Origin of the sequence: Streptococcus oralis subsp. oralis, from assembly GCF_002096445.1 — a bacterium.
Taxonomy (GTDB): Bacteria; Bacillota; Bacilli; order Lactobacillales; family Streptococcaceae; genus Streptococcus; species Streptococcus oralis_N.
Window position 1 is genome coordinate 253,383 of the sequence record NZ_NCUK01000013.1, and the last position, 24,155, is coordinate 277,537.

Genomic DNA, 24,155 nt, shown 5'->3' on the forward strand with positions numbered 1-24,155 from the left:
GGATACAATTTTGTTTCCATATTTCCTGGAAACGGATAGAAAACAAGGAGAAACATGGAACAAACTAATCAAAAATCCCAGTGCCAGCAACTCTGGGCTAGAAACAAATACCTTGTTTTGAGCCATTCCAGCAATATTTACAAGGACATTCGCCAGTATCTCAAGCAAGAAGTGGTGGAGCTGAGTCAGGTTCAAGAGATGATTGACCGTGCCTGCCAGATTCCAGAACACAGGGGTCAGGTTTGCAATGCCTTTCAGCATATTTGGGGTTACTTCAAAAAGCAAGCCAGCCTTGATGAGCGCAAGGACTATATGCTCTTGCTGGATCGCTATCGCTTTGGTCAAGCTTCTAAGGAAGATTTGATTGCTATGACTCGAGACTTGCTTGAGCGTTACCCAAATGCTTATCTGCAAGATTCTACCCTGCTGAAAGGAGACTCCCATGAGACTTTGGCATGAGGCTTTGATTCCACAACTTCCCCGTCCTCAGCTCTTGGGGCAACATCGAGAGTGCTGCGCCCTTCGTGGCAATGGCTGGGGCAGAAAGCATGCGACGGTTGACTATGTCTTTACCCACTCGCCCTATCGTCTCTATGCCTATCATCGCTTGATCATGGCGGAGATGGCTAGCCGTGGCTACAATGTCAGTCCAGAGTGGCTGGATAAGAACTACCGTGGAAAGACCTGCCCTTCCTATGAAGACTTGGCAGAGGAAAAGCTGAAAAGTCCTATCTATAGCGAGCATGACGCTGCCTACTATGAGGAGTGTCTGGCTAATCTCCGTGACAAGGGGGTAGAGCTGGAGTAAGAGTATGGATTAGCTCCACTTTATAACTCTTTTCGTATTTTTTCGAATAATAAAAATGAGACCTTTAGAATAATTCTAAGGTCTTCTTTTTATGAGTGTTGGGATTTACTTTTAATAACTTTTGAGTTATAATTGAATTGAAAAGAAGTTGCTTGGTGCATACAATTTACTTCTATAAGGACAAAAATGGAAATGAGCCAGTCTTAAATTATATGAGAGAATTGGCTAGTCAGAAAAGTAAGGATAGTCGCATCAAACTCAATAAATTAAATGACTATATTGAGTTGTTGAGTCAGCATGGGACTAGAGCTGGTGAACCCTATATCAAACATTTGGAAGATGAAATTTGGGAACTAAGACCTCTGAGGGATAGGATTTTATTTGTGGCTTGGCTTGATGGGAGTTTTGTTCTCTTACATCATTTTGTCAAAAAGACTCAGAAAACTCCTAGGAGAGAAATTGAAAAAGCCAAGCGTGAATTGAAGGACATAAAAGAAAGAGGGTTAAGTGATGAAGAATAGGGCCATTGGAAGTAATTGGAAGGATGTCCGAACAGAACTCTTTACCAAGGAAGAAATTCTTGAAAGTGATATGCGAGTGGCTATTATGAGTGAGTTGATTGAGGCTAGACATGAGCAAGGTATCAGTCAGAAAAAGCTAGAGGAACTCAGTGGAGTAAGCCAGCCTGTCATAGCTAGGATGGAAACAGGAAAGACTAGTCCTCAGTTGGATACGGTCTTGAAAGTCTTAGCCAGTTTAGGAAAGACACTAGCAGTCGTCCCACTTGAACAGGAAAAAAGTTGATAGAGATGAGATTACTTGGTTGGCTAAAATCATCCACTGGATAATTTTACCTCCCGTCCGCACTTTTTCAGGGAAATATCAGAATTAGAAAAGAAAACCAACCTATAGTCTTTTCTAATAACAAGCCATAGTCACTGATGAGAATCGTCAATAGCTCGTTTGAGCATTTCAACTAAAATACAGCCACCAAACAAGCTATACAAAGGATTTGAGACGCTGGTCTCAAGTCTTTTTCTTTTGACCAAAAGAGTGATATAGTTTCAAACTATATCAAAGCCTAATTATTTACAATTATACAGACAGTTTCTTTTCTGTTAAGATAGTTTCAACAACAAATTTTGGAGGACACATCATGTCAACTACGATCATCGGTTTCCCTCGTTTGGGCGAATTCCGCGAATTGAAATTTACAACTGAAAAATACTTTAGAAAAGAAATCTCAGAAGAAGAACTCTTGGCAGCAGCAAAAGAATTGCGTGCGAAACACTGGAACATTGTCAAAGAAAAGGGCATCACTGAAATCCCATCAAATGACTTTTCTCACTATGACAACTTCCTCGATGCAGCCTTCCTCTTCAACGTGGTGCCTGCATCTGTTCAAAACTTGGACTTGTCTGACCTTGAGCGCTACTTTGCTTTGGGTCGTGGTTACCAAGGAGAAAAAGGGGACGTGCGTGCCCTTCCGATGAAGAAATGGTTCAACACCAACTACCACTACATCGTGCCTAAATTTGAAAAAGACACTCAAGTTAAATTGGCTGGTCACAAGATCTTTGATGAGTTCCAAGAAGCAAAAGAACTTGGTCTTAACACTCGTCCTGTTCTTGTAGGTCCATTCACTTTCCTTCAATTGTCAGACTTTGAAGACGGTGTGAAAGCAGAAGACTTCGTAGATAGCTTAGTAGCTGCTTACCAAGAAGTTTTTGCTAAATTAGCTGAACTTGGTGCGACTCGTATCCAATTGGACGAAGCGGCTCTTGTCAAAGACTTGACAGAAGAAGAAAAAGCTCTCTTCTTGAACCTCTACAACAAGCTTTTGGCTGATAAAAAAGGTCTTGAAGTCTTGCTTCAAACTTACTTTGGTGACGTTCGTGACGTCTACTCTGACCTTGTGAACTTGCCAGTAGATGCCATTGGTTTGGACTTCGTTGAAGGTAAGAAAACTCTTGAACTCGTTAAAGGTGGCTTCCCAGCTGACAAGACTCTCTACGCAGGTATCGTCAATGGTAAAAACATCTGGCGCAACAACTACGAAAAGAGCTTGGCTGTTCTTGAGCAAATCCCAGCTGAAAACATTGTTTTGACTAGCTCATGCTCACTTCTTCATGTGCCATTTACAACTGCTAATGAAGAATTTGAACCAGCTATCTTGAACCACTTTGCTTTTGCAGTTGAAAAATTGGATGAAATTCGTGATTTGGATGCTATCCGCAACGGTCAAGGCGCAGAAGCTCTTGCAGCTAACAAAGAACTCTTTGCGACTGAACGTGTTGGTGAAAATGCAGAACTTCGTGCGCGTATCGCTGGTTTGACAGATGCTGACTACACTCGTTTGCCAGCCTTTGCAGAACGTGAAGCTATCCAAGAAGAAGCTTTCAAACTTCCAGCTCTTCCAACAACAACTATTGGTTCATTCCCTCAAACTAAGGAAGTCCGTGCTAAACGTTTGGCTTACCGTAAAGGTGAATTGTCTCAAGAAGAGTACGATGCTTTCCTTGCTGAAACCATCGACGAATGGATCAAATGGCAAGAAGAAGTTGGATTTGACGTGCTTGTACACGGTGAGTTCGAGCGTAACGACATGGTTGAGTACTTCGGTCAAAACTTGTCAGGTTACCTCTTCTCTAAGAATGGTTGGGTACAATCTTACGGTATGCGTGGGGTGAAACCACCAATCATCTGGGGTGACGTCACTCGTCTTAACCCTATCACTGTCAAATGGTCTAGCTACGCTCAAAGCCGTACAGACAAACCTGTCAAAGGTATGTTGACTGGACCGGTTACCATCCTTAACTGGTCATTCCCACGTGAAGACATCTCTATCAAGGATTCAACTCTTCAAATCGCTCTTGCCATCAAGGATGAAGTTCTTGACCTTGAAGCTGCTGGCGTGAAAATCATCCAAATCGACGAAGCTGCTCTTCGTGAGAAATTGCCACTCCGTCGTAGCGACTGGTACGAAGACTACCTTGACTGGGCAATTCCTGCCTTCCGCTTGGTACACTCAACAGTAGCGCCAGATACGCAAATCCACACTCACATGTGTTACTCAGAATTTACAGATATCATCCCAGCTATCGACAACATGGATGCGGACGTTATTTCCTTTGAAGCAAGCCGTTCAAACCTTGAAATCTTGGACGAACTCAAAGCGAAAAACTTCCAAACAGAAGTGGGACCTGGGGTTTACGATATCCACTCTCCTCGTGTGCCTAATGAAGGCGAAATCGACCACACAATCGATGCTATTCTTGCCAAAGTTCCAAGCAAGAAAGTTTGGATTAACCCTGACTGTGGTTTGAAAACACGTGGTATTCCAGAAACAAAAGAAAGCTTGATCCGCCTTGTCGAAGCAGCAAAAGCTGCGCGTGAGAAATTGTAAGATAGAATTTCTCTCTTGACCCTGACTGATCAAGGAACTGCTTAGCCCAAGCCGGCTTAGCAATCATGAAATCAAAAAGAAAAGGATAATGACTATGTCACGCCAAACTCCGTCACTTTCATTTGAAGTGTTCCCTCCAAATCCAGCAGTGGGTAATGATAAAATTATTTCAGCCTTGCAGGATATGCGGGAGCTGACACCGCACTTTATCAGTGTGACTGCCAGCAATAATAAATTTAATATCAAGGAAACAACGGTTCGTTTGGCTGACTTTATCCAGAATGACTTGGCGATTCCAACCATTGCCCACTTACCAGCTATCTATCTGACCAAGGACAAGGTTGCTGAAACCATTGCAGACTTGGATAAGGTTGGGGTGCAGAAAATCTTGGCCTTGCGTGGGGATATCATCCCTGATGTAGAGCCACAAAAGGATTTCCGCTACGCAACAGATTTGATCGAGTTCATCAAGGAACAAGCTCCTCACTTTGATATTATTGGCGCTTGCTACCCAGAGGGGCACCCTGACTCGCCAAACCAGATTTCAGATATTCAAAATCTCAAGAAGAAAGTGGATGCAGGCTGTTCAAGCCTTGTAACGCAACTTTTCTTTGACAATGAGCGCTTCTATGATTTTCAAGACAAGTGTACCTTGGCAGGGATTGATGTTCCTATTCATGCGGGGATCATGCCCATTCTTAACCGTAACCAAGCGCTTCGTCTCTTGAAGACTTGTGAGAATATCCACCTTCCACGCAAATTTAAAGCCATCTTAGACAAGTATGAGCATGACCCTGAGTCGCTCAGAGCAGCAGGACTTGCCTATGCAGTGGATCAGATCGTGGACTTGGTAACCCAGGATGTCGCAGGTGTGCATCTTTACACCATGAACAATGCTGAAACAGCAAAATACATCCACCAAGCAACCCATGCCTTGTTCAACCATCAGTCTTTAGGATAATAAAAAGCAAACCATTCTTCTCAGGTGAGGGGAATGGTTCCTTTTTAATAGAAAAGCCCGCACTTTTTAAGAAAAATATGATAAAATAGACTCTGTACGTACTTGATACAAAGATGAGGGTATAAAAGTGTTAAAGGCTTTGTCGATTCTCAATTTTATGATAGAAATTTTTTCATAATTTGTTCTTTTCAGTATTTAGTTTGAGCGACACGAACGAGTCAAATCGATGTTATTTGATGAGAGAGTTAGTAAAGCATTTAGCTAATCGCCTAATAGCGATTAGCGTGAAAGGATTAGATGCTTTAGCATCAAACCTTTCTAATGATTTGTATCTTGAAAGTTGAACACGGGCTAAATTCCTAGTGAAAAAGATAGATTTCCTGGTGTGCATCGCACACTGCGTCAATCTCCTATTTTCATACGGGATTCTTTACGCCCTTTGTATCCTGATTTTTGTAGGCAAGGCGTATAATTTCATCAATCCAAAGGGGATTAAAATGACAAAACAAGTGTTTCAAACGACTTTTGCGGGTCGTGAGTTAATTGTAGAGACTGGTCAGGTTGCTAAGCAAGCAAATGGCTCTGTTGTCGTCCGTTACGGTGAGTCAACTGTCTTGACTGCGGCCGTTATGTCTAAGAAGATGGCAACTGGGGATTTCTTCCCACTCCAAGTCAACTACGAAGAAAAAATGTATGCGGCTGGGAAGTTTCCTGGTGGCTTTATGAAACGTGAAGGGCGTCCTTCAACAGATGCGACTTTGACAGCGCGTTTGATTGACCGTCCAATCCGTCCGATGTTTGCGGAAGGTTTCCGTAACGAAGTGCAAGTGATCAATACGGTTCTTTCTTATGATGAAAATGCCTCTGCACCAATGGCAGCAATGTTTGGATCATCATTGGCACTTTCTATCTCAGATATTCCATTTGAAGGACCAATCGCTGGGGTACAAGTGGGTTATGTAGATGGCCAAATCATCATCAACCCAAGTCAAGAACAGGCAGAGCAATCACTTCTTGAATTGACAGTAGCTGGGACCAAACACGCTATCAACATGGTTGAGTCTGGTGCCAAAGAATTGTCAGAAGAAATCATGTTGGAAGCCCTTCTGAAAGGTCACGAAGCAGTCAAAGAATTGATTGCCTTCCAAGAAGAAATCGTTGCTGCTGTTGGTAAGGAAAAAGCAGAAGTGGAATTGCTTCATGTAGACGCTGACTTGCAGGCTGAAATCATCGCAGCCTACAACAGCGACCTCCAAAAAGCGGTTCAAGTAGAAGAAAAATTGGCTCGTGAAGCTGCAACTCAAGCAGTTAAAGATCAAGTGACTGCTGTTTACGAAGAAAAATATGCAGACCACGAAGAATGTGACCGTATCATGCGTGATGTGGCTGAAATCTTGGAACAAATGGAACACGCTGAAGTGCGCCGTTTGATCACAGAAGACAAGGTTCGTCCTGATGGTCGTAAGGTCGATGAAATCCGTCCTTTGGATGCGGTTGTTGACTTCCTTCCTCGTGTGCATGGTTCCGGTCTCTTCACTCGTGGGCAAACTCAAGCCCTTTCAGTTTTGACTTTGGCTCCGATGGGAGAAACTCAAATCATCGATGGTTTGGACCCAGAGTACAAGAAACGCTTTATGCACCACTATAACTTCCCGCAATACTCAGTAGGGGAAACAGGTCGTTACGGAGCCCCTGGTCGTCGTGAAATCGGTCACGGTGCTCTTGGAGAACGTGCTCTTGCTCAAGTCTTGCCAAGCTTGGAAGAATTCCCATACGCTATCCGTCTGGTAGCTGAAGTGTTAGAATCAAACGGTTCATCTTCTCAAGCCTCTATCTGTGCGGGAACGCTCGCCCTTATGGCTGGTGGTGTGCCAATCAAGGCGCCAGTAGCTGGTATTGCCATGGGTCTCATCTCAGATGGGAATAACTACACCGTATTGACCGATATCCAAGGATTGGAAGACCACTTTGGAGATATGGACTTCAAGGTTGCGGGTACTCGTGATGGGATTACAGCTCTTCAAATGGATATCAAGATCCAAGGGATTACTGCAGAAATCTTGACTGAGGCCCTTGCCCAAGCCAAGAAAGCCCGTTTTGAAATCCTTGATGTCATCGAAGCGACTATTCCAGAAGTTCGTCCAGAATTGGCTCCAACTGCACCGAAAATTGATACCATCAAGATTGATGTGGACAAGATTAAGATTGTCATCGGTAAGGGTGGAGAAACCATCGACAAGATTATCGCTGAAACAGGCGTTAAGATTGATATCGACGAAGAAGGTAATGTGTCCATCTACTCTAGCGACCAAGATGCCATTAACCGTACCAAAGAAATTATTGCTGGTCTAGTTCGTGAAGCCAAAGTGGATGAAGTTTACCATGCGAAGGTTGTTCGTATCGAGAAATTTGGTGCCTTTGTCAACCTCTTTGATAAGACAGATGCACTTGTGCACATTTCTGAAATGGCTTGGACTCGTACCAACCGTGTCGAGGACTTGGTGGCTATTGGAGACGAAGTCGATGTCAAAGTTATCAAGATTGATGAAAAAGGCCGTATCGATGCCTCTATGAAGGCTCTTCTTCCTCGTCCTCCAAAACCTGAGCATGATGAAAAAGGCGAAAAGTCTGAGCGATCTCACCGTCCACGTCATCACAAGGACCACAAACCTAAGAAAGAATTCACAGATACGCCAAAAGATTCAGAATAAGAAAAGGAGAAATGTATGGGATGGTGGCGCGAAACCATTGATATTGTAAAAGAAAATGATCCAGCGGCGCGCACCAGTTTGGAGGTTTTGCTGACTTATCCAGGTGTCAAGGCCTTAGCTGCCCACCGTCTCTCGCATTTTCTCTGGAATCATGGCTTCAAACTCCTGGCTCGGATGCACAGTCAGTTTTGGCGCTTTTGGACCCAAATCGAGATTCATCCGGGTGCCCAGATTGATTCAGGTGTTTTTATCGACCATGGTTCAGGATTGGTGATTGGAGAGACAGCGATTGTTGAAAAAGGCGTTCTTCTCTATCACGGAGTGACTCTTGGTGGGACTGGTAAGGATGTTGGCAAACGCCACCCGACTGTGCGTAAAGGAGCTCTCATATCAGCCCATGCCCAAGTTATCGGACCGGTAGAAATCGGTGAAAATGCCAAAGTCGGTGCTGCTGCAGTAGTCGTGGCAGACGTACCTAGTGATGTGACGGTTGTCGGTATTCCGGCCAAGATCGTCCGAGTTCATGGACAGAAGGATGAACCAACAATCCACGAAGTCGAAGAAAAACGCGAGTACTACGTCAATAAACTAGAGCAGGCTAGAGAAGCCAGTCACAGATCGTCGGGGTTGTAGAGGATACCTATATGATTCAAGCAAGAAATAAGTTGAGCCAAGAAGAGTTATTTGAAGCGAAAAAACTAATTGACTGTTGCCAAGCCTATGATGGAACTTATCGTGATCCCTATCTTTCTAACATGCTTAATTTTGACCCAAACATGCCCGCCTTTTTCCTTTATTATGAAAAAGGCGAACTTGTTGGTCTATTAACTGTCTATGCTGATGACCAAGATGTGGAAGTGACGATACTGGTTCATCCAAATCATCGCCGTCAGGGAATTGCGTGTGCTTTGTTTACGAGTTTTGAGAAAGAAACGGCTTCTTTCCCTATTCGTTCAGTTACTTTTCAGACAGAACGTATTTTTCTAGAGCGTCATCCTGATTTTGTCAGCAACTGGGGATTGGTCGAGGATGAAGAGACAGAAACCTGGTTAGGTAAGGATAGAAGACCTTATCAGTTAGTAACTGTTTCTAATCTTGAAGTTTTGTTAGCAGATAGTTCGTATCAGGAGCAAATTAGCCAGTTAAAATTTCAGGCATTTTCAGAGGAACATGAATCGAGAGAAGTTGTGGATAGATATGTCGCTGAAGCTCTGAAGGATTCAGAAAGTCGCCTATATATTTTATTAAAAGACGGTCAGGTTATTGGGACTTGCACGGTAGATTTATCGACTAATACGAATTACTTCTACGGTTTAGCAATATCAGAACTTGAACGTGGCAAAGGCTACGGAAGCTATTTAGCAAAATCCCTAGTCAACCAACTGATTGAGCAAAATGATAAGGAATTTCAGATTGCAGTAGAGGACTGCAACGTAGGTGCCAAGCGCTTGTATGAAAAAATCGGCTTTGTCAAACAGACACAGGTGATTTATCTGAAAGCAAAAGTGTAGAACTAGAAAGGTAACTACAAGAATGGCAGTATATTTTTACGGCTGTATCACCATGGATGGCTACTTGGCAGACAGCCAGCACAGGATAGACTGGCTGCATCAGCTTGGTTCTGTAGAGGATACAGGCTATGATGACTTTTACAGGCAAATGGATATCACCATCATGGGCAAGCGGACCTTTGAGGAAATCCAGGATTTGCAAGATGTAGAAAGTTTTTATCAAGCTACGGAAAACTATGTCTTTACACATGATAGGCACCTGCCTGTCAGCAATTACCAGCCAGTAGCTGGGGATGTGGTGGACTTTGTTCAGCAGATTGACAAAGGCAAAAATGTCTTTGTGATTGGTGGTAATTCCTTGGTAGGACCGCTCTTGGATGCGGATCTTTTCGACCACCTCGTTATTCAGATAGCGCCCCTTATCCTAGGAAAGGGGGTTCCCCTCTTTACCCAAGAGGAAGGGCAGCGCTTTTACCAACTGGATAGCCTCAGACAATTTGGCCCATTTGCAGAGCTGGTTTTCAGCCGAAAAAGTCAGAAATAGAGAAGGGAGTGGACCGCATGATTAAAATTTACGACACCATGTCTCGTGATTTGCGAGAATTTGTCCCAATCGAAGAAGGAAAGGTTCGCATGTATGTCTGTGGGCCAACGGTATACAACTATATCCACGTAGGGAATGCCCGATCGACGGTGGCTTTTGATACCATTCGCCGTTATTTTGAGTACCGTGGGTATGAGGTTGCCTATATTTCCAATTTCACAGATGTGGATGATAAGATTATCAACCGTGCCAAGGAAGAAGGTATCACGCCTCAGGAGGTTGCGGACAAGTATATCGCTGCCTTTCGTGAGGATGTGACAGCTTTGGGCGTCAAACCTGCGACTCGCCATCCGCGCGTAGTAGAGTTTATGGCTGACATCATTCGTTTTGTCGCTGACTTGATTGAAAAAGGTTATGCTTACGAGAGTCAAGGAGATGTTTACTTCCGCGTGGAAAAATCTCACAACTATGCTAAGTTGGCCAATAAAACCTTGGAAGATTTGGAGCTAGGTGCTTCAGGTCGTACCGATGAAGAAACAGCTCGCAAGGAAAATCCTGTAGACTTTGCCCTTTGGAAAGCTGCAAAACCAGGCGAGATTTCTTGGGACAGTCCTTGGGGACCTGGTCGTCCGGGTTGGCATATTGAATGTTCAGTCATGTCGACAGAGATTTTGGGAGATACCATTGATATCCACGGTGGTGGAGCTGATTTGGAGTTTCCGCATCACACCAATGAAATTGCCCAGTCAGAAGCCAAAACAGGCAAGACTTTTGCTAACTACTGGATGCATAATGGCTTTGTCAATATCGACAATGTCAAGATGTCTAAGTCCTTGGGCAACTTTATCACAGTTCATGATGCCCTTAAAACTCTTGATGGGCAAGTGCTTCGTTTCTTCTTTGCGACACAACACTACCGTAAGCCTATCAACTTTACGGAAAAAGCAGTACGCGATGCAGAGACAAATCTTAAGTATCTAAAGAACACTTACGAGCAACCATTTTCTGGGACTGTAGATGCTCAAGAGTTACAGGACTTTAAAGATAAGTTTGTAGCCGCTATGGATGAGGATTTCAACTCCGCAAATGGTATCACAGTTGTCTTTGAAATGGCCAAATGGATCAACTCCGGCAACTATGATGCAAGTGTTAAGGAAGCTCTTGCGGCTATGTTGGAAGTCTTTGGGATTGTCTTTATTGAGGAAGTTTTGGATGCAGACATTGAAGCCTTAATCCAAAAACGTCAAGAAGCGCGTGCCAATCGTGACTTTGCGACAGCAGACCAAATCCGTGATCAATTGGCTGCTCAAGGGATTAAGCTCCTTGACACCAAAGATGGAGTGAGGTGGACACGTGATTGATGTCAATCTCATTAATGGGATTGCGCTAGCTTTTGAGGGAGATGCGGTTTATTCCATGTATATCCGTCGCCATCTCATTCTCAAAGGCATGACCAAACCCAACAAACTCCATCAAGAGGCGACTAAGTATGTCTCAGCCAAGGCTCAGGCTCGCTTGATTTCCCTCATGTTGGAGGAGCAAATCCTGACGGAAAAAGAAGAAGAAATCTACAAACGTGGCCGCAATACCAATAGCCACACAAAGGCTAAAAATGCAGATGTGGTGACTTACCGCATGTCTACAGGTTTTGAAGCAGTGATGGGCTATCTCCATCTGACTGAAAATGTGGAGCGTCTAGAGACCATAATTTCTTGGTGCATCCAAAAAGTGGAGGGCTAGGATATGATTGCAAAAGAACTACAAGACTGGTTTCCAGAGGCTCAGATTTCAGATCAGCCAGTAGAGAAACCAGGCTATCTTACTCTCCCTTTAGCTTCTCAGCAGTGGATTTTACTGGAGGAAGCTGGGCTCAGCGAACGTGAAAAGCAGTTAATTGCCCTTTTAACCCAGCAGGAGCTGGCTCGTTCGCTCAATCCTTGGTATTCCTATCTGATCGAGGGGAAGGGGCAGGCACCGCAAACTTTCAAAAAGCTTCAACTGGTTTATTGCCATCTATCTTATTACCAACAGGAAAATCTATCCTCTTGGCTGGATATGATGCGGACTCTTTTTCCCAACTGCCGGACAGTATTGCAGGTCGGGGCTCAGGATTATGTATTTGTGCTTCAACAAGATAAGTATACCTCTGTTCGCTCAATCTTATCTGATACGATTGAAGCGGTTGAGTATGACTTTGGCCTTCGTCTGTCTATCATGTTGGGACAGGTTTGGTCTCAGACAGGCCATCAAGCCCTATCAGACCTGATCAAAGCGGAGCGAGATTTGTTTAAGACATGGTGGCGTCAGGGTCACCAAGGTGTTCACACCTTTTCACAGCTCTATCTGTGGAGTATGGGGGAAAGACTTGTGGACCTGAGGGTCTTTAAAGAATGTCTGCACCAGATGATTTTGGATCAGGATCAGATTCAGGAAATTATCCTTTCTCTCTGGGAAAATAGTGCTGTCCTAACTAAAACAGCCCAGCAACTCTATCTACATCGCAATTCTCTCCAATACAAGATTGACAAATGGGAAGAATTGACAGGACTTCAGTTGAAGGAGTTAACGGATCTTACCTTGTGTTATCAGTTGATTTTACCAGATATTCTTTAAAGTTTTGTGCAAGTTGCACAGAACTTTTTTATTTTTTTGGTCACCTTGCCATAGAAATGTAAAACGTTTTCATCTATAATAAAACTATCAAAAGACAAAAGGAGTTCACCTCGATGGTAGAATTAAATCTTAAAAATATTTACAAAAAATATCCAAACAGCGAACACTATTCAGTTGAAGACTTCAACTTGGACATCAAAGACAAAGAATTTATCGTTTTCGTAGGTCCTTCAGGATGTGGTAAATCAACAACTCTTCGTATGATTGCTGGTCTTGAAGACATCACAGAAGGTACTGCATCTATCGATGGCGTGGTTGTCAACGACGTAGCTCCAAAAGACCGTGACATCGCCATGGTATTCCAAAACTACGCTCTTTATCCACACATGACTGTATATGACAACATGGCTTTCGGTTTGAAATTGCGTAAGTACAGCAAAGAAGACATCGACAAACGTGTGCAAGAAGCAGCAGCAATCCTTGGTTTGAAAGAATTCTTGGATCGTAAACCAGCTGACCTTTCAGGTGGTCAACGTCAACGTGTTGCCATGGGTCGTGCTATCGTCCGTGATGCAAAAGTGTTCTTGATGGACGAACCTTTGTCAAACTTGGATGCCAAACTTCGTGTATCTATGCGTGCTGAAATTGCGAAGATTCACCGTCGTATCGGAGCTACAACTATCTACGTAACTCACGACCAAACAGAAGCGATGACTCTTGCAGATCGCATCGTTATCATGTCAGCAACTAAGAACCCTGCTGGTACAGGTACTATCGGACGTGTTGAACAAATCGGTACCCCTCAAGAAGTTTACAAAAACCCAGTTAACAAATTTGTAGCAGGATTTATCGGAAGCCCAGCTATGAACTTCATCAATGTGAAATTGGTTGGTAGCGAAATTGTTTCTGACGGTTTCCGTTTGAAAGTGCCAGAAGGTGCTTTGAAAGTTCTTCGTGACAAAGGCTACGAAGGAAAAGAATTGATTTTCGGTATCCGTCCAGAAGATGTGAATGCAGAACCTGCTTTCCTTGAAACATTCCCAGAATCAGTTGTCAAAGCTACTATCTCAGTATCAGAATTGCTTGGTTCAGAATCTCACCTTTACTGCCAAGTTGGTAAAGACGAATTTGTTGCCAAAGTGGATGCTCGTGACTACTTGCAAACAGGTGCAACAGTTGAACTTGGATTTGACTTGAACAAAGCACACTTCTTCGATGTAGAAACTGAAAAAACAGTCTACTAAGCAAATGAAATGTCAAAACACTGCTAGAGAAATCTGGCAGTGTTTTTCTTTTAAATGCTTGTTATTGGTATAAAAACAGGCTTTTCTAGTTTTCATATCCTTAAAAAAGTGATAAAATGGTAGGAAGAATTGGAGAGTATAGATGCCGAAAGAAGTGAATTTGACGGGCGATCAGGTAGTCGCTTTAACGAAAGAATATTTAACAAAGGAAGACGTTGCTTTTGTACAAAAAGCATTGATTTACGCAGTTGATTGTCATAGTGGGCAGTTTCGGAAATCAGGTGAGCCCTATATTATCCATCCCATTCAGGTAGCAGGCATTCTGGCTAAGCTCAAGCTGGATGCCGTAACCGTTGCCTGTGGTTTTTTGCATGATGTGGTTGAAGACACAGATGCGACACTGGATGATTTGGAGAGAGAGTTCGGTCATGATGTTCGGATTATCGTTGATGGGGTGACCAAGCTTGGTAAGGTTGAGTACAAATCACTCGAGGAACAATTGGCTGAAAATCACCGCAAGATGCTTATGGCCATGTCAGAGGATATCCGTGTTATCTTGGTTAAATTATCGGACCGTTTGCACAATATGCGGACTCTCAAACACCTTCGAAAGGACAAGCAAGAGCGTATCTCCAGAGAAACCATGGAAATTTATGCACCACTTGCTCATCGTCTAGGGATTTCCAGTGTCAAGTGGGAGTTGGAAGATCTATCTTTCCGTTATCTCAATCCAACTGAGTTTTACAAGATCACCCACATGATGAAGGAAAAACGCAGAGAACGTGAGGCTTTGGTCGATGAAGTTGTAACCAAGTTGGAAGAGTACGCTACAGAAAGAAATCTCAAAGGGAAAATCTATGGTCGTCCTAAGCATATCTATTCGATCTACCGCAAGATGCAGGATAAGAAGAAACGCTTTGAGGAAATTTATGACCTGATTGCCATTCGCTGTATCTTAGATACCCAGAGTGATGTCTATGCTATGCTGGGTTATGTGCATGAACTTTGGAAACCTATGCCAGGCCGCTTCAAAGACTATATCGCCAATCGTAAGGCCAATGGTTACCAGTCTATCCATACAACTGTTTATGGGCCAAAAGGGCCGATTGAGTTCCAGATTCGGACCAAGGAAATGCACGAAGTGGCTGAGTATGGGGTTGCGGCTCACTGGGCTTATAAGAAAGGCATTAAAGGACAGGTCAACAGCAAGGAATCTGCTATTGGGATGAACTGGATCAAGGAGATGATGGAGCTCCAAGACCAGGCTGATGATGCCAAGGAATTTGTGGACTCTGTTAAAGAAAACTATCTGGCGGAGGAGATTTACGTCTTTACTCCAGATGGTGCAGTTCGTTCCCTTCCAAAAGATTCAGGACCGATTGACTTTGCCTATGAAATCCATACCAAAGTCGGTGAAAAAGCGACTGGCGCCAAGGTCAATGGCCGTATGGTTCCACTGACAACCAAGCTCAAGACAGGGGATCAGGTTGAAATTATCACCAACCCCAACTCCTTTGGTCCGAGTCGTGACTGGCTAAATATGGTCAAGACCAGCAAGGCGCGCAACAAGATTCGTCAGTTCTTTAAAAATCAAGACAAGGAATTATCCGTAAACAAGGGCCGTGAGATGCTGATGGTCCAGTTCCAAGAAAACGGCTATGTAGCCAATAAGTTTATGGACAAGCGTCATATGGACGAGGTCCTTCAAAAGACCAGCTACAAGACAGAGGAGTCTCTCTTTGCGGCCATTGGTTTTGGAGAAATTGGCGCTATTACCGTCTTTAACCGTTTGACCGAAAAGGAACGCCGCGAGGAAGAACGCGCTAAGGCCAAGGCGGAAGCAGAAGAGCTTGTCAAAGGTGGCGAAGTTAAGGTTGAGAACAAAGAAACCCTCAAGGTTAAGCATGAGGGTGGCGTGGTCATTGAAGGTGCTTCAGGTCTCCTAGTTCGGATTGCCAAGTGTTGCAATCCAGTGCCGGGTGACGACATTGTCGGCTACATTACTAAGGGACGCGGTGTGGCTATTCACCGTGTGGACTGTATGAATCTCCGTGCCCAAGAAAACTACGAGCAACGTCTCCTTGATGTGGAGTGGGAAGATCAATTCTCAAGCAAGGAATACACTGCCCACATCGATATCTATGGTCTCAACCGTACAGGGCTTTTGAACGATGTTTTACAAGTTCTCTCCAACACGACCAAAAATATCTCAACCGTTAATGCTCAACCAACCAAGGATATGAAATTTGCTAATATCCATGTCTCATTTGGTATTTCCAACCTCTCTACACTGACCACAGTCGTGGACAAGATTAAGAGTGTGCCAGAGGTTTACTCTGTCAAACGGACCAACGGTTAATTCTCTCTTCAGTTACCAGAAAGGCTATTATGAAAATCATCATTCAACGAGTCAAGAAAGCCCGAGTCAGTATCGAAGGTCAGGTTCATGGAAAAATTAATCAGGGACTCTTATTACTGGTCGGTGTTGGGCCAGAGGACCAAGAGGAAGATCTGGACTATTCTGTGAGAAAGCTTGTCAATATGCGGATTTTTTCTGATGCAGAAGGCAAGATGAATCTGTCTGTCAAGGATATTGAAGGGGAATTCCTTTCTATTTCTCAGTTTACCCTCTTTGCGGATACCAAGAAAGGCAATCGTCCCGCCTATACAGGAGCAGCCGAGCCGGATATGGCAGCTGCCTTCTATGAGGCTTTCAACCAAAAGCTAGCTCAGGAAGTGCCCGTTCAGACAGGCATCTTTGGAGCGGATATGCAGGTGGAGCTAGTCAATGATGGGCCAGTTACCATCATTCTTGATACTAAAAATAGATAAGAAAACCAAGCCCAGCTGGCTTGGTTTTTGTTTATAGACACTCCCAGAAGGTGATGTGTTTGTTGTAAAAGTCGGGATAGTTTTCTCTTAGGTGGCTAGCCGTTATATAGTATAAAGTAGAATGACAGGAAGTAAAGACTGGAGTAAGAGAGTAGAAATATTGAAGGCCAGTGATGGATAAAAAGACAAATAATAGAAAATCGCTGATGAGCACTCCTAAATAGTAGAAGCGAATTTTTTTGTTCATCTGAGGATAAATCTCAGAGAACTGTTTTTTGAGTCGGAAGACTAAGCGAGACAGCAGTAGTCCCTGAGTAAGGATGAAAATGAAGCAAAAAATCAGACCTCTCTCCAAAGAAAGTTCGTATCGGGGTCTGAAAGTTACCAACAGTAGCAAATCGCAGAGTACAATGGCTACAAAATGGATTCTAAAGAGCTTTTTCATAAGATGACCTCCCTCTTTTATCTAGCTTCATTCTACACCAAATGAATGGGACTTACAACTAAAATGACAAAAAATCCCTGAAATGAACTTCTTTCAAGGATAAGGGCTTAGTTGATTTTTTCGACATAGAGTTGTTTGGCGATATCCATACTAACTTGGAGGTCTTCACCTTTGTTGACCAGTGTAAAGGTATTGGAAAAATTATCAAACTGCTTGACTTGGACTTGGTCACCGATATGAATTTCATGCTTTTCTAAGTATTTGAGCAGATCAAAGCTATCGTGAACCCGAGTCAGGAGATAGGTACCGGCTTCTTTGGTATCTGCTAGAGGTAGGTTGTTGATTTCGATCAGGAGCTCTCCCTTAGCTGGGATGGTTCCTCCGTGGGGGCAGGTTTTAGGGAAGCCAAGCAGTTTATCCAGTCTCTCTACGAAGAGATCGGATACAGTGTGTTCTAGGACTTCAGCTTCTTCGTGGATCTGGTCACTGGTATAGTCGAGATGGTGAACTAGAAAGACTTCAATCAATCGGTGTTTGCGATAGAGCTCGGAGACTAGTTTGAGCCCAATATCTGTCAATAGATAGCCATTCTCCTTATCCTTGAGGATGAGATTTTCACTTTTCATGCGTTTGATCATCTCTGTTACGGCAGGTGGAGAGACTTGCATACGGGCAGCAATTTCTTTATTGGTGATTTTTTGCATTTCCGTACCGATTTCATAAATACATTTTAGGTAGTCTTCTTTATTTGGCGTCATTCGTTTCCTCTTGTCTTTTCTCTCCATCTAGTATATCAAAAAAAGCTAGATTTCTCTAGCCTTCTGCCCTAATGGCTTTGATTTTAGTCCAGTTCTTTCACTGCAGCAATGGCAGCTTCAAAGTCTGGTTCCGTGTTGATGTTGTCAACGTATTCTACGTAACGGATGACATTGTCAGTATCGAGAACAAAGACGGCACGTGCAAGGAGATGCCATTCGTTGATCAAAAGGGCATAATCGCGTCCGAAAGAATGGTCAAAGTAGTCTGAGAGCATGATGGCATTGTCAAGGCCTTCAGCCCCACACCAGCGTCCTTGGGCAAATGGTAGGTCCATAGAAACAGTAAGAACGACGGTATTGTCGAGGTTAGCTAGTTCTTGGTTGAAGCGACGTGTTTGCGTTGAGCAGACACCAGTATCGATAGAAGGGACAACACTCAAGACTTTTTTCTTCCCATCAAAGTCAGCTAGCGTTTTTTTAGAGAGATCTGTTGTAGTGAGAGAAAAGTCAAGTGCCTTGTCTCCGACTTGCAGTTGTTTACCTGTAAAGGTTACAGGATTTCCGAGAAAAGTGGTCATGAAACTACTCCATTCTTTTTTCTTTTATTTTACCGAGAATTGTCAGATTTTTCCAATGATTTGACCGGAAATTAAGTGATAAAAAAACGCCCATTCATGTGAGAACGACGTTTTTAATGGATTACTTAGACAAACCTTCAGCAATCTTGTCAAGGTTGTATTTCATCATGCTGTAGTAGCTGTCGCCTTCTTTGCCTTCTTCAGCAATTGAGTCAGTAAAGATTTGTGCGTAGATTGGGATGTTTGTGTCTTGTGAAACAGTCTTCATTGGACGGTCATCGACACTTGATTCAACAAAGAGTGATGGAACTTTTGTTTGGCGAAGTTTTTCAACCAAGGTCTTGATTTGTTCCGGTGTACCTTCTTCTTCCGTGTTGATTTCCCAGATGTAGGCACTTGGGACACCGTAGGCTTTAGAGAAGTATTTGAAGCATCCTTCGCTGGTTACGATGAGTTTCTTTTCAGCAGGGATATTGTTAAATTTCTCTTTGGCTTCCTTGTCTAGTTTGTCTAGTTTTTCAGTATAGTCTTTGAGATTTTTTTCGTAGAATTCCTTGTTGCTAGGATCTTTGGCAATGAGCTGTTTAGCGATATTTTTAGCATAAATCATCCCATTTTCAAGGTTGAGCCAAGCGTGTGGGTCTTCTTTGCCTTTCTCGTTTTGGCCTTCAAGGTAGATAACATCAACGCCTTCGCTGACTGCAAAGTAGTCTTTGTTTTCAGTTTTCTTGGCATTTTCGACCAATTTGGTAAACCAAGCATTGCCACCTGTTTCAAGGTTGATACCGTTATAGAAAATGAGGTCAGCCTCAGAAGTTTTCTTTACGTCTTCAGGAAGTGGTTCGTACTCGTGTGGGTCTTGACCAACAGGAACGATACTGTGAAGATCGATCTTATCGCCAGCGATATTTTTGGTAATATCAGCGATGATTGAGTTTGTAGCAACAACTTTTAGTTTTTGACCAGAAGTAGCATCTTTTTTTCCGCTAGCACATGCTACAAGTGCAATGACGGAAAGAAAGAGTACAAGCAATGTACCTAATTTTTTCATTAGATTCCTCCAGAAAGGGTCTCCCCTTATTTATTGATTTTTTTATTTTTTAGTTTCAAGTATCGTTGCTTTGGAGAGATAAAGAAACTGATTAAGAAGAAGCTGGCGGATGTGAGCACGATGCTGGATCCTGCTGCGAGGTTGAAGCTATAGCCGATAAAGAGTCCCAAAACAGAAGCGGTTGCCCCTAGGGTTGATGAAAGAAAAATCATGCTCTTTAGGCTATTCGCATAAAGGTAAGCCGTCGCAGCTGGGGTGATCAACATGGCCACGATAAGAATAGTTCCAACACTTTGCATGGCGGTGACGGACACAAGGGTCAAGAGCACCATGAGCAGATAGTGGTAGAAATTGACAGGCATTCCCATGGCTTTAGCTAGGAGCTCGTCAAAGGATGTAATCAATAGTTGTTTAAAGAAAATCCCGATAATCAAGAGAATCAATGCACCCACACCAATGGTGATCCACATGTCCGTATCTTGGACAGCGAGGATATTCCCGAAAAGGATATGGAAGAGGTCTGTCGAACTCTTGGCAACACTAATCAAGATGACACCTAGGGCTAAGAAAGATGAAAAGGTAATACCAATGGCAGTGTCACTCTTGATGATAGAGTTTCCCTTGATGTAGGTAATGATGATGGAGGCCATCAAGCCAAAGATAATGGCTCCAATAAAGAAATCAATTCCCAGGATAAAGGAAAGGGCTACGCCGGGCAAAACTGCGTGAGAGATGGCATCTCCCATGAGAGACATCCCACGTAGGATGATAAAACATCCCACGGCTCCAGCAACAACTCCGATGACAATAGCTGTGATCAAGGCGTTTTGTAGGAAATGGAAATGTTGCAATCCATCGATAAATTCTGCTATCATAGGCCACCTCCATTGAAAAAGAGTTTGCTACCGTAGGCCTTCTTAAGATTGGCTTCGGTAAAGGTTTCTATAGTCGGACCAAGGTCTATTAATTCTCGATTGAGAAGCAAAACTTGGTCGAAATAATGGGGGACTTTGCTGAGGTCATGATGGACGATGAGAACTGTTTTACCAGCTTTTTTAAGGTCTCTCAGTGTATTCATGATAATCTCTTCACTGATCGAGTCAATCCCGACAAAAGGCTCATCTAAAAAGATGTAGTCAGCTTCCTGCACTAAGCAGCGGGCAATCAAAACACGTTGGAATTGTCCTCCAGAGAGCTGACTGATTTGGCGATCAGCATAGTCTGAGAGTCCAACGATTTCAAGTGCATCCGCCACTTTTTTCCAGTGGCTGGCCTTTAAAGTGTGGAAGAGCGGGATAGATGGATAGAGTCCCAGTGAGACACATTCCTTGACCTTGATAGGGAAATTGTAGTCGATATGGATTTTTTGCTCGACATAGGCAACTCGATGTAAAGATTTCTTGACTTCTTTGTCATCGAGAAAGGCCTGACCTTCGTGTGGGATAATTCCCAACATACTTTTTAATAAAGTTGATTTTCCAGCACCGTTTGGACCAATAATTCCAGTAATAGTTGGTCCGTGGAGCACTAGTGAAATATCCTTTAGTGCCAACGTTTCTTTGTAGGAGACACTGAGGTTTTCGATACGTATCATACAGTTGTTTTCCTCCTGTCTTTTAATATACATTAAAAAAAAAATTAAGTCAAGTTAATTTTTAAAAAATTTAAAATAATAACTGAAAAATGAAGAAAAAAGAGAGACCATTTTTAATTGCATTCCCAAGTGTTTTTTGCTAAGCTAAGAATAAGTGAAAAAATGAAAGCGAGAACAAGATGACACGTTATCAAGACGATTTTTATGATGCAATCAATGGAGAATGGGAAAAAACAGCTGTTATTCCAGCTGATAAATCTCGAACAGGTGGCTTTATTGACCTTGACGAGGAAATTGAAGAGTTGATGCTGGCGACTACAGACAAGTGGTTGGCAGGTGAAGAAGTCCCAGAGGATGCCATCCTCGCAAACTTTGTTAAGTACCATCGTATGGTACGTGATTTTGATAAGAGGGATGCAGATGGAATCAAGCCTGTCCTTCCTCTGCTCAAGGAATACCAAGATTTGGAGAGCTTTGCAGATTTTACCAGCAAACTGGCAGAGTTTGAACTAGCAGGTAAACCAAACTTCCTTCCATTTGGAGTATCACCAGACTTTATGGATGCCAGAACCAATGTTCTCTGGGCAAGTGCACCAGGAACTATCTTGCCAGATACAACCTACTATGCTGAAGACCATCCTCAACGTGAGGAGCTCTTGACGCTTTGGAAGGAAAGTAGCGCAAATCTTCTCAAAGCCTATGATTTTTCAGATGAGGAAATCGAAGACTTACTAGAGAAGAGATTGGAATTGGACCGTCGTATCGCAGCAGTGGTTCTTTCAAACGAAGAAAGTTCAGAATATGCCAAACTCTACCATCCATACGCTTATGAAGATTTCAAGAAATTTGCCCCTGCCCTACCTTTGGATGATTTCTTCCAAGCAGTTCTTGGACAAACTCCAGATAAGGTTATCGTAGATGAGGAACGTTTCTGGCAAGCAGCAGACCAATTTTATAGTGAAGAAGCGTGGCCTTTGCTTAAGGCAACCTTGATTTTGGCTGTGGTCAATCTTTCAACCAGCTATCTCACAGACGAGATTCGTGTCCTATCAGGTGCCTATGGACGTGCCCTTTCAGGTGTTCCAGAAGCTCAGGACAAGGTCAAGGCAGCCTATCACTTGGCCCAAGGTCCCTTTAAGCAAGCCCTTGGTCTCTGGTATGCGCATGAAAAATTCTCCCCAGAAGCTAAGGCAGACGTAGAGAAAAAAGTGGCGACTATGATTGATGTTTATAAGGAACGTTTGGCTAAGAATGACTGGCTCACTCCTGAAACGCGTGATAAGGCTATTGTCAAACTCAATGTCATCAAGCCCTATATCGGTTATCCAGAGGAATTGCCAGCCCGCTACAAGGACAAGGTAGTGGACGAAACTGCCAGTCTCTTTGAGAATGCCCTAGCCTTTGCGCGTGTGGAAATCAAGCACAGCTGGAGCAAGTGGAACCAGCCAGTTGACTACAAGGAGTGGGGCATGCCAGCACACATGGTTAATGCCTACTACAATCCACAGAAAAACTTGATTGTCTTCCCAGCGGCCATTTTACAGGCTCCATTCTATGACTTGCATCAGTCGTCTTCTGCCAACTACGGTGGTATTGGTGCTGTTATTGCCCATGAGATCTCTCATGCCTTTGACACAAATGGTGCTTCCTTTGATGAAAATGGTAGTCTTAAGGATTGGTGGACAGAGAGTGACTATGCAGCTTTTAAAGAAAAAACGCAGAAAGTTATCGACCAGTTTGATGGGCAAGAATCTTACGGAGCAACGATTAACGGGAAACTAACTGTATCAGAAAATGTTGCAGACTTGGGAGGAATTGCTGCAGCCCTTGAAGCTGCTAAGAGAGAACCAGACTTCTCTTCTGAAGAATTCTTCCACAACTTTGCTCGTATCTGGCGCATGAAAGGCCGTCCTGAGTTGATGAAACTTATGGCCAGTGTCGATGTGCACGCGCCTGCCAAACTCCGTGTCAATGTGCAAGTACCTAACTTCGATGACTTCTTTACAACCTATGATGTCAAAGAAGGCGACGGCATGTGGCGTTCACCAGAGGATCGTGTGATTATTTGGTAAGACAAAAACCAAGGAAATCGTCCTTGGTTTTTTGCTTGCTAGAAAAAGGGATTAAAGGTCTTTTCGTGAGCGATAGTCGTAGCTGGACCATGCCCAGGATAGACATCGTAGTTAGGAAGTGTGAAGAGCTGCGTCTGAATGCTATGGAGAAGTTGTTCCGTGCTACCGGTAGGAAGGTCTGTCCGACCGATGGTTTCTCGGAATAGAGCATCTCCAGTCAAAACTAGATGGGCATCAGGAAAGACCAGGGAAACACCGCCAATAGAGTGCCCTGGGGTAGGTAGAACTGTAAAACGAAATTCCTCAAGCTGGTATTCCTCATGAAAGACAAAGGTGTGCTCTGCAGGTTTTGCGACCACATCTGCCATATCATCGTGACGAGGGAGACCAGAGAGATTATCTACAGGTGTATAAAGCCAGCTAGCTTCACTCTCTGCTACATAAACTGGAGGATTTCCAAAAGTATCACGAACCAAGTCCAGACTCATAATATGGTCGTAGTGGGTGTGGGTCAGGAGAATCGCGCAGACTGGTTTGTTGATTTTTTCAATAGTCTTGCGAATAGCTTCCCAATGGCTACCTGGGTCAACCACAATCAGGTGTTGGTCCCCTTCTAGATAATAAGTGTTTTCATAGGCAACGGGATTCACGGTTTTATGGATTTTCATACTGGCTCCAATCTCAAAGAATGTACTAAACTAAGTATAGCATAGAAGAGAGAAATAAAGTGAAAAGAAAGTCCCACTTTTGTATTCAAGGTTGGTTGATTTATATTAAAAAAAGAAGGAAATTACTGTGAGAAGACTTATTATATTTTTAGTTGAATGGTAATAAGAACATAGAACAAATAAGAAATAACTGATAAAAATACAGTTTCTTTTATTGAGAACGCATTTGGATTTTATAGTTATAATTATAAATAAAATATGTTAAACAATAATATTTGCGAAATGTATCAAAATATAAATATATATTTGATACATTAAATAGTATTTTATTGATTTTCATATAATAAAAAAACAAGGTT

At 43.1% G+C, this 24,155-nt stretch carries 24 protein-coding genes; 17 read left to right on the top strand and 7 right to left on the bottom strand.

Annotated elements, in window-relative coordinates:
- The first annotated feature begins 54 nt into the window (after window positions 1-54).
- From B7721_RS04575 to dtd, 16 genes are all read left to right on the top strand, one after another.
- On the top strand, window positions 55-459 hold the full coding sequence (locus B7721_RS04575; RefSeq protein WP_084877754.1) for a YbgA family protein: 405 nt from the start codon (window positions 55-57) through the stop codon (window positions 457-459).
- A complete protein-coding gene (locus tag B7721_RS04580; RefSeq protein WP_084877755.1) occupies window positions 443-808 on the top strand; it encodes a TIGR02328 family protein in 366 nt (121 codons plus the stop codon). Before B7721_RS04575 ends, B7721_RS04580 begins: the two co-directional genes overlap by 17 nt.
- Window positions 809-963: 155 nt before the next feature.
- The gene (locus B7721_RS04585) at window positions 964-1,329 is read left to right on the top strand and encodes a type II toxin-antitoxin system RelE/ParE family toxin (RefSeq protein ID WP_084877757.1); all 366 of its coding nucleotides are present in this window, start codon (window positions 964-966) and stop codon (window positions 1,327-1,329) included.
- Entirely contained in the window at window positions 1,319-1,612 is a 294-nt protein-coding gene (locus tag B7721_RS04590; RefSeq protein WP_061408392.1) for a helix-turn-helix domain-containing protein, read from the top strand. Before B7721_RS04585 ends, B7721_RS04590 begins: the two co-directional genes overlap by 11 nt.
- 352 nt (window positions 1,613-1,964) lie before the next feature.
- On the top strand, window positions 1,965-4,214 hold the full coding sequence (gene metE / locus B7721_RS04595) for a 5-methyltetrahydropteroyltriglutamate--homocysteine S-methyltransferase (protein WP_084877758.1): 2,250 nt from the start codon (window positions 1,965-1,967) through the stop codon (window positions 4,212-4,214).
- 94 nt (window positions 4,215-4,308) lie between these two features.
- Window positions 4,309-5,175: a methylenetetrahydrofolate reductase [NAD(P)H] gene (gene metF / locus B7721_RS04600; protein WP_002877494.1), complete on the top strand. Its 867-nt coding sequence runs from the start codon at window positions 4,309-4,311 to the stop codon at window positions 5,173-5,175.
- A gap of 497 nt (window positions 5,176-5,672) precedes the next feature.
- The gene (gene pnp, locus B7721_RS04605) at window positions 5,673-7,886 is read left to right on the top strand and encodes a polyribonucleotide nucleotidyltransferase (RefSeq protein ID WP_084877760.1); all 2,214 of its coding nucleotides are present in this window, start codon (window positions 5,673-5,675) and stop codon (window positions 7,884-7,886) included.
- 15 nt (window positions 7,887-7,901) lie between these two features.
- On the top strand, window positions 7,902-8,519 hold the full coding sequence (gene cysE / locus B7721_RS04610) for a serine O-acetyltransferase (protein ID WP_084877761.1): 618 nt from the start codon (window positions 7,902-7,904) through the stop codon (window positions 8,517-8,519).
- An 11-nt stretch (window positions 8,520-8,530) separates the two neighbouring features.
- Window positions 8,531-9,397 carry a GNAT family N-acetyltransferase gene (locus B7721_RS04615; protein WP_084877763.1) on the top strand — a complete coding sequence of 289 codons (867 nt, stop codon included), beginning with the start codon at window positions 8,531-8,533 and terminating at the stop codon, window positions 9,395-9,397.
- 22 nt (window positions 9,398-9,419) lie between these two features.
- Window positions 9,420-9,941 carry a dihydrofolate reductase family protein gene (locus B7721_RS04620; RefSeq protein ID WP_084877765.1) on the top strand — a complete coding sequence of 174 codons (522 nt, stop codon included), beginning with the start codon at window positions 9,420-9,422 and terminating at the stop codon, window positions 9,939-9,941.
- Window positions 9,942-9,958: 17 nt separating this feature from the next.
- Window positions 9,959-11,302 (top strand): cysteine--tRNA ligase, encoded by a 1,344-nt coding sequence (cysS, locus tag B7721_RS04625; protein ID WP_084877767.1) that lies wholly within the window; start codon window positions 9,959-9,961, stop codon window positions 11,300-11,302.
- Entirely contained in the window at window positions 11,295-11,681 is a 387-nt protein-coding gene (locus B7721_RS04630; protein ID WP_084877769.1) for a Mini-ribonuclease 3, read from the top strand. Before cysS ends, B7721_RS04630 begins: the two co-directional genes overlap by 8 nt.
- A 3-nt stretch (window positions 11,682-11,684) precedes the next feature.
- Window positions 11,685-12,554 carry a helix-turn-helix domain-containing protein gene (locus B7721_RS04635; RefSeq protein WP_084877770.1) on the top strand — a complete coding sequence of 290 codons (870 nt, stop codon included), beginning with the start codon at window positions 11,685-11,687 and terminating at the stop codon, window positions 12,552-12,554.
- A gap of 113 nt (window positions 12,555-12,667) precedes the next feature.
- Window positions 12,668-13,798 carry an ABC transporter ATP-binding protein gene (locus B7721_RS04640; RefSeq protein WP_000229944.1) on the top strand — a complete coding sequence of 377 codons (1,131 nt, stop codon included), beginning with the start codon at window positions 12,668-12,670 and terminating at the stop codon, window positions 13,796-13,798.
- 142 nt (window positions 13,799-13,940) lie between these two features.
- Window positions 13,941-16,157, top strand: a complete 2,217-nt coding sequence (locus B7721_RS04645) for a RelA/SpoT family protein (RefSeq protein ID WP_084877772.1) — start codon at window positions 13,941-13,943, stop codon at window positions 16,155-16,157.
- A 29-nt stretch (window positions 16,158-16,186) separates the two neighbouring features.
- A complete protein-coding gene (gene dtd, locus B7721_RS04650) occupies window positions 16,187-16,630 on the top strand; it encodes a D-aminoacyl-tRNA deacylase (RefSeq protein ID WP_049519290.1) in 444 nt (147 codons plus the stop codon).
- A gap of 31 nt (window positions 16,631-16,661) precedes the next feature.
- On the opposite strand, the gene B7721_RS10300 is transcribed toward dtd, so the two are convergent.
- The 6 genes from B7721_RS10300 to B7721_RS04680 all read right to left on the bottom strand — a co-directional run bounded on the left by B7721_RS10300 (window position 16,662) and on the right by B7721_RS04680 (window position 21,056).
- Entirely contained in the window at window positions 16,662-17,075 is a 414-nt protein-coding gene (locus B7721_RS10300; RefSeq protein WP_084877773.1) for a hypothetical protein, read from the bottom strand.
- A gap of 107 nt (window positions 17,076-17,182) precedes the next feature.
- Entirely contained in the window at window positions 17,183-17,833 is a 651-nt protein-coding gene (locus B7721_RS04660) for a metal-dependent transcriptional regulator (RefSeq protein ID WP_084877775.1), read from the bottom strand.
- Between the two features lie 83 nt (window positions 17,834-17,916).
- Window positions 17,917-18,411 (bottom strand): thiol peroxidase, encoded by a 495-nt coding sequence (tpx, locus tag B7721_RS04665; protein WP_000206541.1) that lies wholly within the window; start codon window positions 18,409-18,411, stop codon window positions 17,917-17,919.
- Between the two features lie 121 nt (window positions 18,412-18,532).
- On the bottom strand, window positions 18,533-19,462 hold the full coding sequence (gene psaA / locus B7721_RS04670) for a metal ABC transporter substrate-binding lipoprotein/adhesin PsaA (protein ID WP_000733080.1): 930 nt from the start codon (window positions 19,460-19,462) through the stop codon (window positions 18,533-18,535).
- Window positions 19,463-19,488: 26 nt separating this feature from the next.
- Window positions 19,489-20,337, bottom strand: coding sequence for a metal ABC transporter permease (locus tag B7721_RS04675; RefSeq protein ID WP_000559774.1), 849 nt, complete (start codon window positions 20,335-20,337; stop codon window positions 19,489-19,491).
- Window positions 20,334-21,056 carry a metal ABC transporter ATP-binding protein gene (locus B7721_RS04680; RefSeq protein WP_084877777.1) on the bottom strand — a complete coding sequence of 241 codons (723 nt, stop codon included), beginning with the start codon at window positions 21,054-21,056 and terminating at the stop codon, window positions 20,334-20,336. Before B7721_RS04680 ends, B7721_RS04675 begins: the two co-directional genes overlap by 4 nt.
- Window positions 21,057-21,235: 179 nt before the next feature.
- Between B7721_RS04680 and B7721_RS04685 the strand changes: the two genes are divergently transcribed.
- Window positions 21,236-23,128, top strand: a complete 1,893-nt coding sequence (locus B7721_RS04685) for a M13 family metallopeptidase (RefSeq protein ID WP_084877778.1) — start codon at window positions 21,236-21,238, stop codon at window positions 23,126-23,128.
- A gap of 38 nt (window positions 23,129-23,166) precedes the next feature.
- Here the strand turns inward: B7721_RS04685 and B7721_RS04690 are convergent, their stop codons facing one another.
- Window positions 23,167-23,796: an MBL fold metallo-hydrolase gene (locus tag B7721_RS04690; RefSeq protein ID WP_007517726.1), complete on the bottom strand. Its 630-nt coding sequence runs from the start codon at window positions 23,794-23,796 to the stop codon at window positions 23,167-23,169.
- Between the last annotated feature and the right edge of the window lie 359 nt (window positions 23,797-24,155).